The organism is Clostridium sp. KNHs216 (assembly GCF_006714885.1).
Classification (GTDB): domain Bacteria; phylum Bacillota; class Clostridia; order Oscillospirales; family Acutalibacteraceae; genus Caproiciproducens.
In genome coordinates, this window is sequence record NZ_VFMF01000001.1 from 787900 (window position 1) to 803283 (window position 15384).

Below are 15384 nucleotides of genomic sequence, written 5' to 3' on the forward strand. Positions count from 1 at the left end.
TCAACACCCCTTGTTAATTTATTGACTCCATTATAATCGAATTTGGGCTGTTCACAAGGGGGTTTACCTAACTTACAGTTTTTTTGACTGAAATACAGAGATTATGCCGTTATCGTAAAAAAACACATTTATAGACTGCTGCTTCTTCGGCTTACCGGAAAGATAATGCTCACAGAAAATCTTCCCTGCTCAACTTCTATATTAATATCTCCGTCGTACTTTTTTACAGAGGAGTTCACGTTGGAAAGGCCGATCGCTTTATGATTTTTCTTATTGGAGAGAAATTTTTCTTCACTTTTTACGGGGATTTCCTGAATAGAATTGATGAGGTTAATAATAAACATATCGTGAAACTGATAAATACGCAGCTCTATTCTTTTTGTACCATCGATAATCCTGTTGCATGCCTCTATGGCATTATCCAGTAAGTTGGCAAAAATCGCCGTGATGTCGATATCATCAATAAAATTCAGATTCAGGTTCTCCACAGAATAAATAAATTCGATTCCATCCAAATGGCAGATTTTCATTTTTTCATTTACAATGATGTTTAAAATCCTGTTGTTGCAATTAAATTTCATTCCAAGTTCATCTACGATTTCCGATATTTTTTTAGCATATTCAATGCCTTCCGTATTTTGTCCCGCCGTGTAAAGCCGTTCAAACACTCTGACGTGATTTTTGATATCATGCATGATTTTCTGGGAGTTATTGTATTCTATTTCCAGCTGCTGGTAATAACTATATTGCATATCCATTCTTTGCTGAATCAAAACGATTTCACTCTCCAGCTGATCTGATTTCGATACATTTTCAAAAAAATAGATCACTGCCAGATTCAGTATGATTGAAATAACCGCAAGCATCATAATAATAAAGTGCGTAGTGGTTGGATCAACCTTGTAGGCGGCTAATATCGCAATAAAATAAATAATCGCAACATTCGAAACAGGAAGCAGGGCCAGAAAAACATATTGCTTTTTATACATATAGGTGATCTTCTGTCTTTTAAAACAAATAATCAACAACTTACAGACGGCAAACATAAATGTCTGAACGACAATCACATTAAACAAAAACACAACAGAATTATGATTATAAAGAGGAATCGAACCTGTTATCAGCGTCAGTAAGGAAGAGACGATCGCATCACATCCCGCAAAAGTAATATTAAATATGATAATGTGGAGATATTCTTTAACCCGCCTGACATTGTAAAGATACGCTACGATAAAGGTGATAGCCACGAAATATGTAAAATTGAGGAACGGGGCATCCAATAAGTTTACACTGATCCACAAAATTGTAAATAAAAAATATAAAATGATCTTTGTTCTTTTTTTCAAATATTGAGGCTCATACATTTTGTTCATGAAGTCAAATAAAATCGCTGTACCGACGCTACACGATATCACGTAAGACAACCATTTTATAATTGTTTCTAACATATCATCATCTCTTTATTAACATATTAAAATTGTTTTTCAGAAAAGAGTGAAATTCCGCTTTGAATTCCACCGCTCTTTTCTGAGATATTGGAATTAAATCGCCGCTAGTCAGGGTAACGTCATATCCTTTGATACTTGATATATACAGCAGATTAATCACAAAACTTTTGTGCGGCATAGAAAATCCATATGGCTTGAAACTGTTAAAAATATTATTAATACTATCATTAATTTTATAGGTTCTGTCCTTTGCCACAATTTCAATTTTGTGATCGCAGGATTCAAAATAATAAATATCTTCCAGGTTAAGCGTTTTGATACCTAAGTTCGTATCAAAAGTAAAGGTAATTTTATTTTTCTCCATTTTCGTATATTCGATGGCGTCGTCCAGCTGCTTGCAAATCGTCTCATAAGTAAAAGGTTTCGTTACATATCCAAAAGCTCTGACGGAAAAAGCGTCTGTTTGATAGTTTGAAAAATTCGTTACATAAATAATTTTGACGTTCTTATCCTTCGAGCGGATTACTTTGGCAACTTCAATCCCATCCATTTGATCCATCTGAATATCCAAAAAAATAATGTGAAATTTCTTCGTACTATGTAATAATTCCTCCCCTTTTTCATATATGCTTGTAAATATTTTGATATTTTTTTCATTGCAATACTTTGCAATCATGGTATTTAGCTGTTCCAATTCGTATTTATCGTCATCGCAAATAGCAATTTCCAACATATAATCACCTATCTTTAATTCGTTTTTCCACTACATTACTTATTAAACCCATATCCAGTCGGATTGTCAAGATTCCTGGAAAATTTTGTATTGATTATAAGGAAATAATCAGAACGTGTCGTTCCCGTTTTTCCCATTTCCTTTTACAATAATGCAAAATTTTACCCTCTCTGCCGGATGGCCGAGAGGGCATTTTCAGGAATTCGTATTTTTGTTTTCTGCGGAGTCCCGGCAGGCGGCGTCCAGCATCCTGCCCTTCCCCCACTCATTGATGATTTCCAGCGCAGGCAGCAGCTGCTTGCAGCTTTCAGTCAGGGAATACTCCACATGGGGCGGTATCTGGCAGATTTCCGTACGCAGTACCAGACCGTTTTTCTCCAGGCCGTTCAGTGCTCTGGTCAGCATGATATTGGTGATTCCGTCCAGATGCCGTTTCAGCTCGTTGTAGCGCATGCTTTCCTTCGCGGAAAGCTCCCAGATAATCGGCAGCCTCCATTTTCCCCCGATAATTTCCAGAGCATGTGCCACCGCGCACTTTTTGCTGTGAACCGATTTTATTTTTTCCTGTTCTTCTGGCATATGATTTCTCCCGTTTTAAGGCACAAAAATGTGCGTACTTGTAGATATGTTCCCTGCTGAATATACTAATAGATAAAGAACCGCGCAGAGCGATGAATGTCGCACTTCCGCGCGGCAAAAATAAACAAAAAGGTGGAGATGCAGATGAAATTCATAGAACTTGCACAGGACCGGTATTCCCTTCGCAAATTCAGCGAAAAACCGGTGGAGAAAGAAAAACTCGACCTTGTGCTGCAAGCGGGCAGGCTGGCCCCGACCGCCTGTAATAATCAGCCGCAGAAAATTTTAGTCATTGATAGTGAGGAAGCGGTTGCAAAGCTGAAGGGCTGCACCCGGTACCATTTCGACGCACCGATGGCGCTGCTGGTCTGCTACGACAATACGGCAAGCTGGAAACGCAGCTACGACAGTAAAGACAGCGGAGATGTCGACGCAAGCATCGTCGGCACCCACATGATGCTGCAGGCCGCCGAGCTTGGGCTGGGTACCACCTGGGTCGGGCATTTTGATCCCGACGCCGTGATAAAAGCCTTTTCCATTCCGGAAAATCTGGTGCCGGTCGCCCTGTTCCCGCTGGGATACCCCGCGGATGACGCCGAACCGAACCCCAAACTGCACCCAAGCAGAAAGCCTGTGGAGGAAACCGTATTTTACAACCGGTTTTCCTGATATACAGGCTTTTCAAAACAAAAGTCAGGAGGATTTCCTATGATTCAAAATGAAGTGCTGGACTGCATCCACAGGCGCAGAAGCACCCGCCGGTTCCAGGAGCGCCAGATCGAGCCCGAACAGCTGGAAACTCTGCTCGACGCCGCAATCTGGGCGCCCAGCGGAAGCAACAGCCAAAGCTGGCTGTTTACCGCTGTTCAAAACAGAGAAACCCTGCTTCAATTGAACGAAGTGGTGAAAGAAGGCTTCCAGAACTGGGTTCCGGACGACAATTATCCCGGAAAAGTCAGGGCCAAATCCAGCTCGGAAAAGGAAAACTACAATTTTTATTACCATGCACCGACCCTTGTTGTCGCGTCGAACCGGCCGGATTACGAAAACGCCATGGCGGACTGCGCGCTTGCACTGGAAAACATCTTTTTAGCCGCACAGTCGATCGGACTGGGCACCTGCTACATCAATCAGCTGCACTGGCTGAGAAGTGACCCCGGTGTGCGCGAATTTCTGTTTCAGCTCGGGATTCCCAGAGAACACACCATCTGCTCCGCGGCCGCGATCGGGTATATCGGCGCGGAGTCAGCCGCCCCGCCGCGCAAAGAAGGGACTATCCGCATTATCAAATAAGGGACTTTCCTTTCATACGCCGGGCGGCAGCTTATCCTCCATGAGACTGCGCAGATCGATCGTGCCTCCGTCCACCGCAAAGGTGCCGTCGCCGTTGGCATGAAAGGTCCGTCGTTCTTTCCGGTCGTAATCCATCCAGGCGCGTACGCCCTCCAGAAGGAAGATGCCCTGCGGTTCCAGATAGTCCGTTACGCGGCATTCCAGACAGCTGAGGCATTCCGCAATCAGCGGAGCTTTTACCTGAGTGGCGGGCAGCGGCGTAAGCCCGAACTTCGCAAACTTGTCCGTTTGTTCGCCGGAACAGTCGCCGATTTCGACCACCTTTTCCGCAAGGTCTACCGTGGGAACCGCAAGCACGCATTCCCCGGTATACCTGAGCGCCTGAAAGGAATAATTCCACGGGCCCGTCGTCAGGGCAATCTGGGGGGTAAAATCCATCACCATGTGCCAGGAGATGGTCATCACATTATTGCGGCCTTTGTCGTGCGTGGTGACCAGCAGCACCGGTCCCGGCTCAATCAGCATAAAGGCCTTTTCAATCGGAAGTTCCGTCAGAGACATTTTCCCACCGCCTTCTTTTATTATCTTAATATCAACGATAAACTGCTTCAGAGAGCGCCGCTTTTTGGAGCAGTTTTATTTGCTTTCTTTTACCCTTTCAGCAGCGCGAGCTGCGGAAGAGGGACGAACGGGTCCGGGTTCTCAACATGTTCTCCGATCATTTTCTCCATCCAGATCATGTCGTACCAGGTGTGAAATTTATATCCGCACTTGGTAAAATGCGCGACGGTTTTGTATCCCAGATGCTCATGAAAGCCGACGCTTTCCGTATTGGAACAGGTAATGCAGGCATTGAGATTGATGATATTCTGTTGCTTTAAAATTTCTTCCAGCGCCTGATAAAGCTTTTTGCCGGTTCCTTTCGCCTTGCAGTCCCTTTTGATATAGGCCGTGGTCTCCACCGCCCAATCATAGGCGGCGCGCCCTTTGAACGCGCAGGCATAAGCATAACCGACGACGGAGCCGTCCCGCACCGCCACCAGGTAAGGATATTTTTTCAGGATATTGCGGATTCTCTGCGTAAATTCTTCGATGGCCGGTACATCATATTCAAATGTAAACGCCGTATCCGTAACATACGGCGCGTAAATGTCCAGTATCTGCTGCGCGTCCGATTCCGAGGCCATGCGAATGGTGATCGTTTTATCCATATCAGGTTCTTCCTTCCGCTGAGTGATCCTATCAAAACAAAGGATGACTGAGCGTCTTTTTTCTTTATTTTACCACGATTTGTGGGAATTGGAAATCAGCATGATCATAATTTTTATAATAAAAGCAAACATGCCGCCCCCATAACGGAGCGGCATATCGCAAGAAACTTTCATCCGGAAGACTTATTACTATCTCTGGGCCCAAATTACTCATTTCTCATAGCACCCCACTATTTTACTAAAAAAAGGGCGGGTTTGCAAATGTAAATGATGGCAGGGAATTATGAAAATGATGCCTGCCACAGGATGCTCCAAGCGGGAACCCGGCTCATCACCCGAGCGGCCGGCTCCACCTGCACAGCAGATCCGAAAGCAGATCGATGGCGACAAACAGGGCAAAGCCTACAATGGAAATCACGATAATTCCCGTATACATATCGATATAATCAATTCTTGACCACGCATCCAGAATGTAATAGCCCATGCCGTATTTTGTTCCGTAGCCCTCCACAAAAAACAGGACGGATACCGCGGTTCCCAGAGAAACGCGGATGCTGGTGAACAGCTCCGGCAAAATGGCGGGCAGCGTGATATGCCGGATAATCTGCGCGGGGCCCGCTCCCGCGCTGACGGTTACCAGATAAACGGAAGGGTCGATGTTGCGGACGCTGTCCCTGGCGGCAACAATCACCTGAAAGACAATGATCAGAAAAATAATGGCCACCTTGGAGCCGTCCCGCATACCCCACAGAATCATGGCGACCGGCAGAAAGGCCGTCTTGGGAATGGGGTAGCTGAAATAGATGAGCGGGTACAGAATCTTGTTGGCGCTCCCGGAATACGCCATCAGGATGCCGACCGGCACCCCCACCGCAAGAGAGAGGCCCAGACCGGCCGCGATTCTTTTCAGGCTGGCGAGGATATGGAGGAAAATATGATTGGAAAAAGCGGTGCCGAAATTCCGGTAAATGACCGCCGGGTCCGGAATGACCGTTGTGCGCATCAAAAGATACGCCAGAAACCAGAGGACATTTAAAAGCAGAAAGCCTTGCAAAAACAGCAGGCACTTATTCAGCAGTCTGTTCAATATCGCCCCGCCTTTCGCCCTCCGGCCCCAGTTTTTCATGAAGAACCCGTTTCGCTGTCAGGTAATCCACCGCCTCCGGGTCGGATTGCCCGAAATAAGGATTTTTCATCGAATACCGGAGCACCCCGCGGCGGTTCCCCATGACCGCAACGGTGTTTCCCAGATACAGCGCCTCTTCAATGCTGTGGGTCACCAGAATCGTGGTCGGCCTGTTCCGCTTCCAGATCCGTAAAAACAGCTCCCGCGCGTCCTGTCGGGTAATCGCGTCCAGCGCGGAAAAGGGCTCATCCATCAGAAGCAGGTCGGGGTTGAAAATAAACGCCCGCGCGAGCGCCGCGCGCTGGACCTGTCCGCCGCTGAGCTGCGCGGGATACCGGCGCAGCAGCCGCGAAACATCCAGCGCGTCGCAGATTCCGCTGATCTCCCGCCTGCGCTCTTCGGTGACGGGCTCTCTGCGGAGCTTGAGCGGAAGCAGGCAGTTTTCCCCGACCGTCTTCCACGGAAGCAGCCCGCAGTTCTGGGGAATCACCCCGATCTTATGCGTTCTGGGATTCAGAGGCCGCTTTTCGCCACTGGTCACGCTGTCCACGCTGCCGCCGTCCAGAGGGAGCATCCCCGCCAGCGCGTTGATCAGCGTCGACTTTCCGCAGCCGGAAGGCCCGAGTACGGCAAGGACCTCCCCTTCCTCTATTTGCAGGGAGAGCCCTTCAATCACCGGCGTTCTGCTTTTTTTTGTTTTGTAGCTGACCGTTACCTTATCGATTACAAGCATCTTGCTCTCCATAAAATTCCGCCGTTACGATTCGGAATAAACGTCATACACCATTTGATCATACTGCAGGGTCGGCTTGCAGAGGCCCTTTTTGCTCGCCCACTGCACGGCGTTCTCCACTTCCGCCTTGGTGGGGAGCTTACTGGTACGGAAGGGCTTCACCGTGATCTTGCCGATCATTTCCTCCGGGTACCCCACCGCCTTGATCACGGTTTTTTCATATTTGCGGATATCCGTATGGTTCATATAGTCCACGGCCTCATTATAAGCCTGATACAGCTTGTGGATCGCGTCGGCCTTGCTGTCCAGCGCGGTCTTTGAAAACGCGGAAACCGCCGGGTACAGCCCGAACTGGTTCGCGCTGCCCAGATAAACGGCGCCGTCGTTCAGCGCCAGGGTGGCAAAGGGCTCCGGCAGCAGGCCGAGGTCGATTTTTTTGTTGCGCAGAAGCTCCAGACGGTCCGGAATTTTCGGGACCACTTCCTTCACAACGTCGTCGCCGGTCATGTCATTATTGCTTAAAATATCTTCCAGCGTGTATTCGATCAGCGTTTTCTCGGAGATCGCGATGCTTTTTCCTTTGATCTGGCTGATGTCCTTGATGCCCGTATCCTTACCGGCGACAAGGATGTAGTCCCCGTCGGTAATCCCGGTGATTTTAACGTCCAGTCCGGCGTTCTGATACATGCAGACCCCGATAAAATCGGTCAGCACGCCGTCCAGTTCCCCTGCCTGCAAAGCGGCGTCCCGGTCTTTTGAGGAGGTAAAGACCTCCAGATCGAGCTGGAAGCCGTATTTGTCGGCAAGCTTGTTTTCATTGATTAGCACATAAGGAATCACGTCGGAGGACGACATCATCCCGATGCGGATGAGCGGTTTCTCCTTACCGCCGGACACGCTGCCCGATGTACTGCCTGCTGCCTGCTGCGGTGCGCATCCCGCGGTGAACGCCATTAACAAAAGAACAAAAACTGCTATGATTTTATTTTTCATGATTTCCTTTCCACCTTTGATAACAATCGTTTTCAATTTCAAGGCTGTCCAGCACCTTGCCCGCGACAAAACCGACGATCTCGTCCAAAGTCTGCGGATGCCCGTAAAACCCGGGCATGGCGGGCAGGATGGTCACGCCGAGTTCCGAAAGCTCGGCCATTCTTCTGAGGTGAACCGTCGACAGCGGCGTTTCCCGGGGGACCAGCACCAGCCTGCGTTTTTCCTTGATCATGACGTCGGCGGCACGGGTCAGAAGCGTTTTGGTGATGCCGCAGGCGATTTCGGCCACGGTAGACATGGAGCACGGCAGAATCACCATGGCGTCGCACCGGAAAGAGCCGCTCGCGACCGGGGAGAACATGTTTTCGTTGTCCTCCAGAACGATCTCTGCCCTTTCGCCGCTCCAAAGCCGCAGCTTTTCCTCCAGAACCGCCCCGGTTTCATAGGTCAGCACTTTGCGGCCCTGTTCGGAAGCAATCAGATGGATTTCCAGCTCCTGCCGCGACAGCGCTTCCATCACGCGCAGAAAATACGCGCTTCCGCTCGCCCCCGTGATTCCCACGATGATTCTCTTCATGTTATCCCTTCCTAAATAAACGCATCCAGAAGCCCGAACACCAGCAGGACGATGCTCACGAGCTGGTTCACGCTGTAGGACGCAATATTGACATGGATCAGATTGTCGGGAGACACCATCCGGTACTCCGCGGTGAACAGGGCGGCGATGACCGCCACACCTACATAATAGATCACGCCGAACCGCGGCACAAGAAGGCCGATAACGACGAGGCAGATCAGAGTGATGATGTGGAACAGCATGGCAATACGCAGGGCGTTTTTCACGCCGAAGGCAACGGGGATGGAATGCAGCCCGTTCTGCCTGTCAAAGTCATAATCCTGCGAGCCGTAGATAATGTCGAACCCGGCGACCCACAGAGTATTGGCGGCGCCCATAACGAGCGGGACCAGCGCGGGCTTTCCCGTGACGGCAAGCCACGCGCCGACCGGCGCGCAGGCGCAGGTGACGCCGAGAATCAGGTGGCACAGAAAAGTGAACCGCTTGCAGTAGGAGTAAATAATCAGCAAAAACAAAGCGACCGGGGACAGGGCAAAACAGACCCAGTTCAGCCGGTACGCTCCGTACAGCATAACGAGGAAACAGACCGCGGTAAACACAACAACCTCGCCTTTTTTCATTTCTCCCTTTGGAATCTGGCGTCCGGCCGTGCGCGGGTTTTTCGCGTCGATCTTTGCGTCGATCACGCGGTTGACGGCGTTCGCGCCCGTGCGCGCGCCCAGGAAGCAGACCACGATCCAAAAGACGGTGGAAGCTCCGGGAAGGCCGTTCGCGGCCAGCACCATGGAAACCAGCGCAAAGCTGAAAGAGAAAATCGTGTGCGAAAACATGACCAGCTTGCCGTATGATTGAATCTTATCGATGATTTTAGTCAATCCCATATTCGTTCCACCTTTTGTCGACCTGCCGCTTCATTGCGTCCGTCATGACGATGTCATCCGGCCAGGGGCGGGTCAGGCCCTCCTGCTTCCATTTTTTCGTAGCGTCCACACCGATTTTGAAATCAATGACCGCAACGTCCCTTTTGGCGTCTATATTATTGAACACCTTCCACATAACGGTGGAAAGGTCCCTCGTATCCACATCCTCGTCCACCACGATCACAAACTTGTCCGGGTGGTTCCAAAGGTAATTTTCGACCAGCTCCCTGCCCTTTCCCGGGCGGTCCTTGCGGACGGGCAGAATCCTGAACGTATCGGTAACCTCGTCGTTGTAGCCTCTCGCGGGGCTGGCGGCATCGATTCCCAGCCGGCACCCGTACAGCGCTCGGTTGGAGGAATGATCCAGCGCGTCCAGCGGGCCTTCCGAAAAAATCAGGCTCTGCGGCCCGCTGACATTTTTCAGCACCGCATCCCGCACGGCGGCCAGGTTCTGAACGTCCACGGATTCGTCCACGGCGACAATCAGCTTCGTATACATCATCTGCCCCATGCCCCAGACCGCGTTCATCACTTTGCGCGCGCAGCCGGGGTATTTGTTTTTGATCGAAACAATGGCGCAGTTGTGAAAAACTCCTTCCAGCGGCAGATTCAGGTCCACCAGCTCCGGAATCTGCATCCGCAGCAGCGGGAGGAAAATACGCTCCGTCGCCTTTGCCATATAGCAGTCCTCCATCGGCGGCTTGCCCACAACCGTGGCGGGATAGACGGCTTCCCTTTTATGGGTGATACAGGTTACATGAAATTTCGGATAATAATCCGCAAGGGAATAATAGCCTGTGTGGTCGCCGAACGGCCCTTCCAGCACCGGTTCTTCCGCGGGGTCAACGTAACCTTCCAGCACAAATTCGGCATCCGCGGGAACATAGATGTTATTCGTAATGCATTTGACCATTTTGACCCTTTTCCTGCGCAGCCATCCGGCCAGCATCATTTCATCCAGCATTTTCGGCAGCGGCGCGGTCGCCGAGTAGGAAACGGCGGGGTCGCACCCCAGCGCGACCGAAACCGGCATTTTCAGGTTCTGCTCCGCGTAGCCGCGGTAGATTTCGGAGCCGTCCTTATGCTTGTGCCAGTGCATCGCGGTGGTGGTGCTGTCAAGGACCTGAAGGCGGTACATCCCGGCGTTCTGCCGCTTCGTTTTCCGGTCCCGCGTAAAGACGACGGGAAGCGTAATAAACGGCCCCGCATCCTGCGGCCAGCACTTCAAAACGGGCAGGGAGGACAAATCCACAAACCTTTCCACCACCTGCTGGCATTCTCCCCGAAGCAGACTTTTTCGCGGAAACGCGCTCAGCAGACGGAAGAGCCGGGGAACACTTTTGATCAGCCGGGGAACGGACAGGCGGTTGACGATGTCCAGATACTTCTGAATATCGTCCGCAATGTCGTCCAGCTTTTCCACGCCCAAAGCCATGCTCATTCTCTGATAGCTCCCCATCGCGTTCATCAGGACGGGATACCTTGACCCGTTTACCTCCTGGAACAGCAGGGCAGGGCCGTTGGCTTTGGAAACACGGTCGGTGATCTCCGTAATTTCCAGCTCGGGCGACACGGGCGCGTCGATCTTCTTCAGCTCCCCGCTCGTTTCCAGTTTTCTGATAAAACTCTGAAGGCCTTTGTATGCCATCCGCGCATTCCCCATTTGCTCAATACTTTTTGAATCCGTGAAATTCAGCTCTTGATATATTTCTGAAAATGGTCGCTGTATTTGATCTCGTTGTCCGGAAGCACCCAAAGCGCCTCCGTATCCGGCAGCGTCCTGATATAAGCCAACCCCTGCTCGTAAGGGACGTTGAAAATCAGCTTGCAGTAAATATCCGCCATACCGGAATCCGGCGTAATGATGGTGACGGCTTTAAAATAAGTAGACGGCATCAGCGTTTTAGGGTCTATGATATGGTGGTAGGTCTTGCCGTCCACCGTATAATACCGCTCGTAAATCCCGCTGGTCACAACAGATTCATCCTTGATATTGATCGTGCAGAGGGATTTTTTCTCGCTTTCCTTATCCGGGTTCTGAATCCCGATATTCCAGTCTTCCTGATTGACGCCCTTGTCGCCGATGGCCCGCACATTGCCGCCCACACTGAGAAGCGCGGACTTGTAGCCGTGTTCCATCGCGATTTTCGCCACCTGCTCCGTAGCGTAGCCCTTTGCGATCCCGCCGACGTCCAGGCTCATTTCCGGGTCCTCCAGGTATACCGTGGAAGCTTTTTCATCGATAACGACCTTGCTGACATCCGTATGCTTCATGGCTTCCTTCAGGTCGGCCATGGGGGGCAGGGCCGCGTTCTCCGGGTCGTTTATCCCCGCTTCCCGGTACTGGTGCCATATTTTCAGCACCGGACCCAGCGCGATATTGAAGGCGGAGCTGTTGTCCGCGCTTTCCTTTTTGCCCAGCAGAAGCATATCGATAATCTTCTTATCCACCTTGACCGGCTTCTTCCCCGCGTTGTCATTGATCGTTTTGATGTTGCTGACGCCGGGGTAATCATTATAAATATCGTAAAGCTCGTGGTAAACCTTTAGATTATTATAAATCAAATTGGAAAGGTTTGTAAACTCCTCTTTGGTTTCCGTATAAGCCACAATTTCCGTCATGGTGTCGAAAAGCTGTAAAAATTGCGCTTCATAGCGTGTTTTCTTACTGGTATTGCAGGCCGGAAGCGGAACGATCAGCGCCATGGCGAGAATCGCCGAAATCAGTTTTTTCACCAGTTTTCCACCTCAAAAAATGGAGAGGTAGAAATGAATCTACCTCTCGCGAATCACTTTGTGAATTGAGCTTTCCCGTTATTTTGCGCCGGAAACAGCCTTATCGATAACCTTGATGAAATCGCCGACATGCACGGTAACGGATGCGGTCAGTTCCTTATCGGTCGCTTTGCCTTCGGAGTCAACAGCAATCCCCTTGACTTCGTCCAGCGTTTTGCCGACTACATACTTTGCAAAGGCAGCGGCTTCTTCGTTCCACTCTTTGCCGATCTTGGAAGCCTTCTTCATGCCGTAAGCGTCGCCCAGCTCGTTCTTCGTCTTCTGCTCCGCCTTCAGGTCGGACGTAATCTTGCCCGCTTTGGAGAAGTTTACGTTGGTCTGGGAAGCGTCGATGATGCAGCTGGTGATTTTGCCGTCGGCGCCGGTGGTGGTAACGGTGTAATAGGAATAAGCCTGCGCAAGGCCGTCTTCGGTACCGGCATCCTTGGAGCCGGAAATGCTGGTCTCAATGCCGAGGCCCAGCTTGTCGTCCGCTTTTGCGCCGTTATCGGCTGCATTGGCGACTGCCTTTTCAACGGCGGCGATAAAGTCGCCGACATGGATGGTAACGGATGCGGTCAGCTCCTTATCGGTTGCTTTGCCCTCGCTGTTAACGGCAATGCCCTTGACCTCGTCCGCTGTTTTGCCGACTACATAGCTTGCAAACGCGTCAGCCTGCTCGTTCCATTCCTTCTTGATGCCGGAAGCTTTGCCAAGGCCGTACTCTGCACCGAGTTCCTGCTTGGACTTCACAACGGTGTCAAGCGGGGTCAGAATTTTTCCTGCGTCGGAGAACTGGACTTTCGTCTGAACCGCGTCGATCAGGCATTTCGCGATTTTGCCGTCCTGGTCTACCGCAACGGCCACTACTGTGGAATCCGCCTCTGCAAGGCCCTTACCGTCCTTGACGTCCGTAGAGCTGCCGATGGACGTAATGACGGCGAGACCTGTTTTCCATGTACCGGACGCCGGGGTCGATTCAGCGGCCTGTGAGCTCACGGCGGGCTGAGAAGCCGCGGCGGAGCTGGCCGTGGTGGTTGTGCCGCATCCCGCAAAGCTGACTGCGGTAATCGCTGCGGCTAAAAACGCTGCTAGTGCTTTTTTCATATTTTCCTCCAAAATTTCAATTTATTTACTGAAGCCGACCTTTTTTAAAGCCGGCAGAGTAACCTTGAGCAGGGCGGATGTCGCCGCGCCCGCTATCACGCCCGACAGCAACAGCACGGGGGCATACGCCCACAGAAAAAGATTCGTATATAAAAGGGAAACCGCAGCAATCTGCCCGATATTGTGAAAGACTGCGCCCAGAATACTAATCATCAGGTAAGAGATTTTTTCCTTGAAGAGAAACAGAAACAGGATCATGCCCAATACGGAAAGAAGGCCGCCGCAAAAGCTCAGCAGCGCCGCAACCGCGCCTCTGGTCAGAAACACAAAGATGGATTTCAGCACCGCCAGAAGCAGCGCTTCCTTTTTTTCAACGAAAAAAAGGGAATACATCACCACAATATTGGACAGCCCGAGCTTGACGCCGGGAACCGGCACGGGAATCTGCAGCTGGTTCTCAACGACGGACAGCACGAGAACCACCGCAAAAAGAAGGCCCGTCAGAACCATCCGTTTGATCCTCAGGGAGTTGATCTCACGTTTCGTCAGATTTTTGTCTTCAGCCATTCTTTGTTTTCCTCATCCAATCACAGCATCCAGATCGTCCGAACTGCGCTGATCCTTTGCCACTATTTTCATTACGATGCCGTTCGGAAGGCAAGCCGCGCTCTCACCGATTGTGTGGAGCCTTCCCGCGTGGATGCAAACTTTATCCGGGCAATTGGATTCCTCAAAGCAAATGCTGCCATCTTTAAAAACGTGAAAAATCACATTCTTATTTTGCTCAATTGAAAAGCGCTTATCCACTCCCGCCGTCAGATCGACCGTGTCCACCAGCTCCGATTTGTAGTAGATCTCGGCTTTCGCCGCTTTCTTCCCAACGATGGACTGATAGGAAAACCACGCGGCCGCACAGACCACAAGCGCAACGGCAAGAATCACAAGATCGGTTTTTTTGACAAATTTCATCGATAAACTCCGCCTCAGTTAAAAAAACCGCCGATAAAAATCAGCAGGCTGTTGGCACCCACAAGGATGACGTAATTTTGGACCGAAAGGACAAACGTCTCCTCTTTCTGCTGTTTCTTTTTGAACCGGTTAACATTGTTCCTGATGGGAACGATCGTCAACAGGGATAACAGGCAGACAGAAGGCAGGATTTTCAAAAACACCATCACGACAACCGAGACATACGAAACGGAATACAGCCCCGCGAATACGGACAAAGCTTTTTCGCCAAGATAATACGGGAGCGTGTATCGCTTTGCCCCAATGTCTTTTTCCAGATCGCACAGGTTATTGGCGAGCATAATATTTGCGGTCGCGCAGGCCGGCGTTACCGAAAGCAGCGCGAGCGAAAAAAGCGGAAAAAGATTCAAATCCAGATGAACCGTTTGAAAATCAAACGCAAAGGTAAGAAAGGTTCCCGCGGGCATATTGATGTACAGTAACAGGAAAGGGATGAAGAGCCCGTAAAACACGCCGGAAAAAAGCTCCCCCAGCGGCTGACGGGAAAGGGGAACCGGGCCCCACGAATAGAGCACTCCGAACAGAAAGCACAGCCCGCCCAAAAGCAGCACGACCGCGTCCGTCAGAAAGGCCAGAGCCAGCCCCAAAGCCGTACTGACCAAAAGCAGCAGAAAAATGATTGCCTTCGCTGTCGGGCGGCGGAAAGGCAGGAGCTCCCCGGCCGTTTTGGCCCCCTCATAATTATTGATCGCCGTAGCGGTTAAATCAAAGAGAAGCATGGAACCGAAAAAGAGCAGGGTCAATGTCCAGTTTACCGGCTGCTTTTTGTAAAAAAGATACGCAAGCGCCATCAAAAAGGCAAAGACGCTGGTGATTTTCGTCCGCAGCTCCACAAAATTCAAAAACCTTTTCAGCATCGT

The 15384-nt window shown here is 50.5% G+C and carries 18 protein-coding genes; 2 read left to right on the forward strand and 16 right to left on the reverse strand.

Annotated elements, in window-relative coordinates; genetic code table 11:
* Positions 1 to 128: 128 nt before the first annotated feature.
* From LY85_RS03865 to LY85_RS03875, 3 genes are all read right to left on the reverse strand, one after another.
* Entirely contained in the window at positions 129 to 1346 is a 1218-nt protein-coding gene (locus tag LY85_RS03865) for a sensor histidine kinase (RefSeq protein WP_185741085.1), read from the reverse strand.
* Between the two features lie 106 nt (positions 1347 to 1452).
* A complete protein-coding gene (locus LY85_RS03870) occupies positions 1453 to 2181 on the reverse strand; it encodes a LytTR family DNA-binding domain-containing protein (RefSeq protein WP_141825529.1) in 729 nt (242 codons plus the stop codon).
* Positions 2182 to 2376: 195 nt separating this feature from the next.
* Positions 2377 to 2760 (reverse strand): helix-turn-helix domain-containing protein, encoded by a 384-nt coding sequence (locus tag LY85_RS03875; RefSeq protein WP_038324888.1) that lies wholly within the window; start codon positions 2758 to 2760, stop codon positions 2377 to 2379.
* Positions 2761 to 2904: 144 nt separating this feature from the next.
* Between LY85_RS03875 and LY85_RS03880 the strand changes: the two genes are divergently transcribed.
* Together LY85_RS03880 and LY85_RS03885 are read left to right on the forward strand one after the other, a co-directional pair.
* On the forward strand, positions 2905 to 3429 hold the full coding sequence (locus LY85_RS03880; protein WP_141825530.1) for a nitroreductase family protein: 525 nt from the start codon (positions 2905 to 2907) through the stop codon (positions 3427 to 3429).
* Between the two features lie 39 nt (positions 3430 to 3468).
* The gene (locus LY85_RS03885) at positions 3469 to 4053 is read left to right on the forward strand and encodes a nitroreductase family protein (RefSeq protein WP_141825531.1); all 585 of its coding nucleotides are present in this window, start codon (positions 3469 to 3471) and stop codon (positions 4051 to 4053) included.
* Positions 4054 to 4065: 12 nt separating this feature from the next.
* On the opposite strand, the gene LY85_RS03890 is transcribed toward LY85_RS03885, so the two are convergent.
* From LY85_RS03890 to LY85_RS03950, 13 genes are all read right to left on the reverse strand, one after another.
* On the reverse strand, positions 4066 to 4614 hold the full coding sequence (locus LY85_RS03890; protein ID WP_141825532.1) for a flavin reductase family protein: 549 nt from the start codon (positions 4612 to 4614) through the stop codon (positions 4066 to 4068).
* An 89-nt stretch (positions 4615 to 4703) separates the two neighbouring features.
* Positions 4704 to 5264: a GNAT family N-acetyltransferase gene (locus LY85_RS03895; protein ID WP_141825533.1), complete on the reverse strand. Its 561-nt coding sequence runs from the start codon at positions 5262 to 5264 to the stop codon at positions 4704 to 4706.
* Positions 5265 to 5595: 331 nt separating this feature from the next.
* Positions 5596 to 6351, reverse strand: a complete 756-nt coding sequence (locus LY85_RS03900; protein WP_243122475.1) for an ABC transporter permease — start codon at positions 6349 to 6351, stop codon at positions 5596 to 5598.
* Complete coding sequence (locus tag LY85_RS03905) at positions 6332 to 7135, reverse strand: ATP-binding cassette domain-containing protein (protein ID WP_141825535.1); 804 nt, start codon at positions 7133 to 7135, stop codon at positions 6332 to 6334. Before LY85_RS03905 ends, LY85_RS03900 begins: the two co-directional genes overlap by 20 nt.
* A gap of 12 nt (positions 7136 to 7147) precedes the next feature.
* Positions 7148 to 8116, reverse strand: a complete 969-nt coding sequence (locus LY85_RS03910; RefSeq protein ID WP_141825536.1) for a MetQ/NlpA family ABC transporter substrate-binding protein — start codon at positions 8114 to 8116, stop codon at positions 7148 to 7150.
* Entirely contained in the window at positions 8106 to 8693 is a 588-nt protein-coding gene (locus LY85_RS03915; RefSeq protein ID WP_141825537.1) for a UbiX family flavin prenyltransferase, read from the reverse strand. Before LY85_RS03915 ends, LY85_RS03910 begins: the two co-directional genes overlap by 11 nt.
* Positions 8694 to 8704: 11 nt before the next feature.
* On the reverse strand, positions 8705 to 9574 hold the full coding sequence (locus LY85_RS03920; protein ID WP_141825538.1) for a UbiA-like polyprenyltransferase: 870 nt from the start codon (positions 9572 to 9574) through the stop codon (positions 8705 to 8707).
* The gene (locus LY85_RS03925; RefSeq protein ID WP_141825539.1) at positions 9561 to 11261 is read right to left on the reverse strand and encodes a menaquinone biosynthesis decarboxylase; all 1701 of its coding nucleotides are present in this window, start codon (positions 11259 to 11261) and stop codon (positions 9561 to 9563) included. The genes LY85_RS03920 and LY85_RS03925 overlap by 14 nt, the downstream gene beginning before the upstream one ends.
* Positions 11262 to 11305: 44 nt before the next feature.
* On the reverse strand, positions 11306 to 12349 hold the full coding sequence (locus LY85_RS03930) for an FAD:protein FMN transferase (protein ID WP_347562404.1): 1044 nt from the start codon (positions 12347 to 12349) through the stop codon (positions 11306 to 11308).
* Positions 12350 to 12427: 78 nt separating this feature from the next.
* Positions 12428 to 13495, reverse strand: coding sequence for a hypothetical protein (locus LY85_RS03935; RefSeq protein WP_141825540.1), 1068 nt, complete (start codon positions 13493 to 13495; stop codon positions 12428 to 12430).
* 21 nt (positions 13496 to 13516) lie between these two features.
* Positions 13517 to 14062, reverse strand: coding sequence for a Gx transporter family protein (locus tag LY85_RS03940; protein ID WP_141825541.1), 546 nt, complete (start codon positions 14060 to 14062; stop codon positions 13517 to 13519).
* Positions 14063 to 14074: 12 nt separating this feature from the next.
* A complete protein-coding gene (locus LY85_RS03945) occupies positions 14075 to 14464 on the reverse strand; it encodes a NusG domain II-containing protein (protein ID WP_141825542.1) in 390 nt (129 codons plus the stop codon).
* Between the two features lie 14 nt (positions 14465 to 14478).
* The gene (locus LY85_RS03950) at positions 14479 to 15381 is read right to left on the reverse strand and encodes a UbiA family prenyltransferase (protein WP_141825543.1); all 903 of its coding nucleotides are present in this window, start codon (positions 15379 to 15381) and stop codon (positions 14479 to 14481) included.
* Positions 15382 to 15384: the final 3 nt, after the last annotated feature.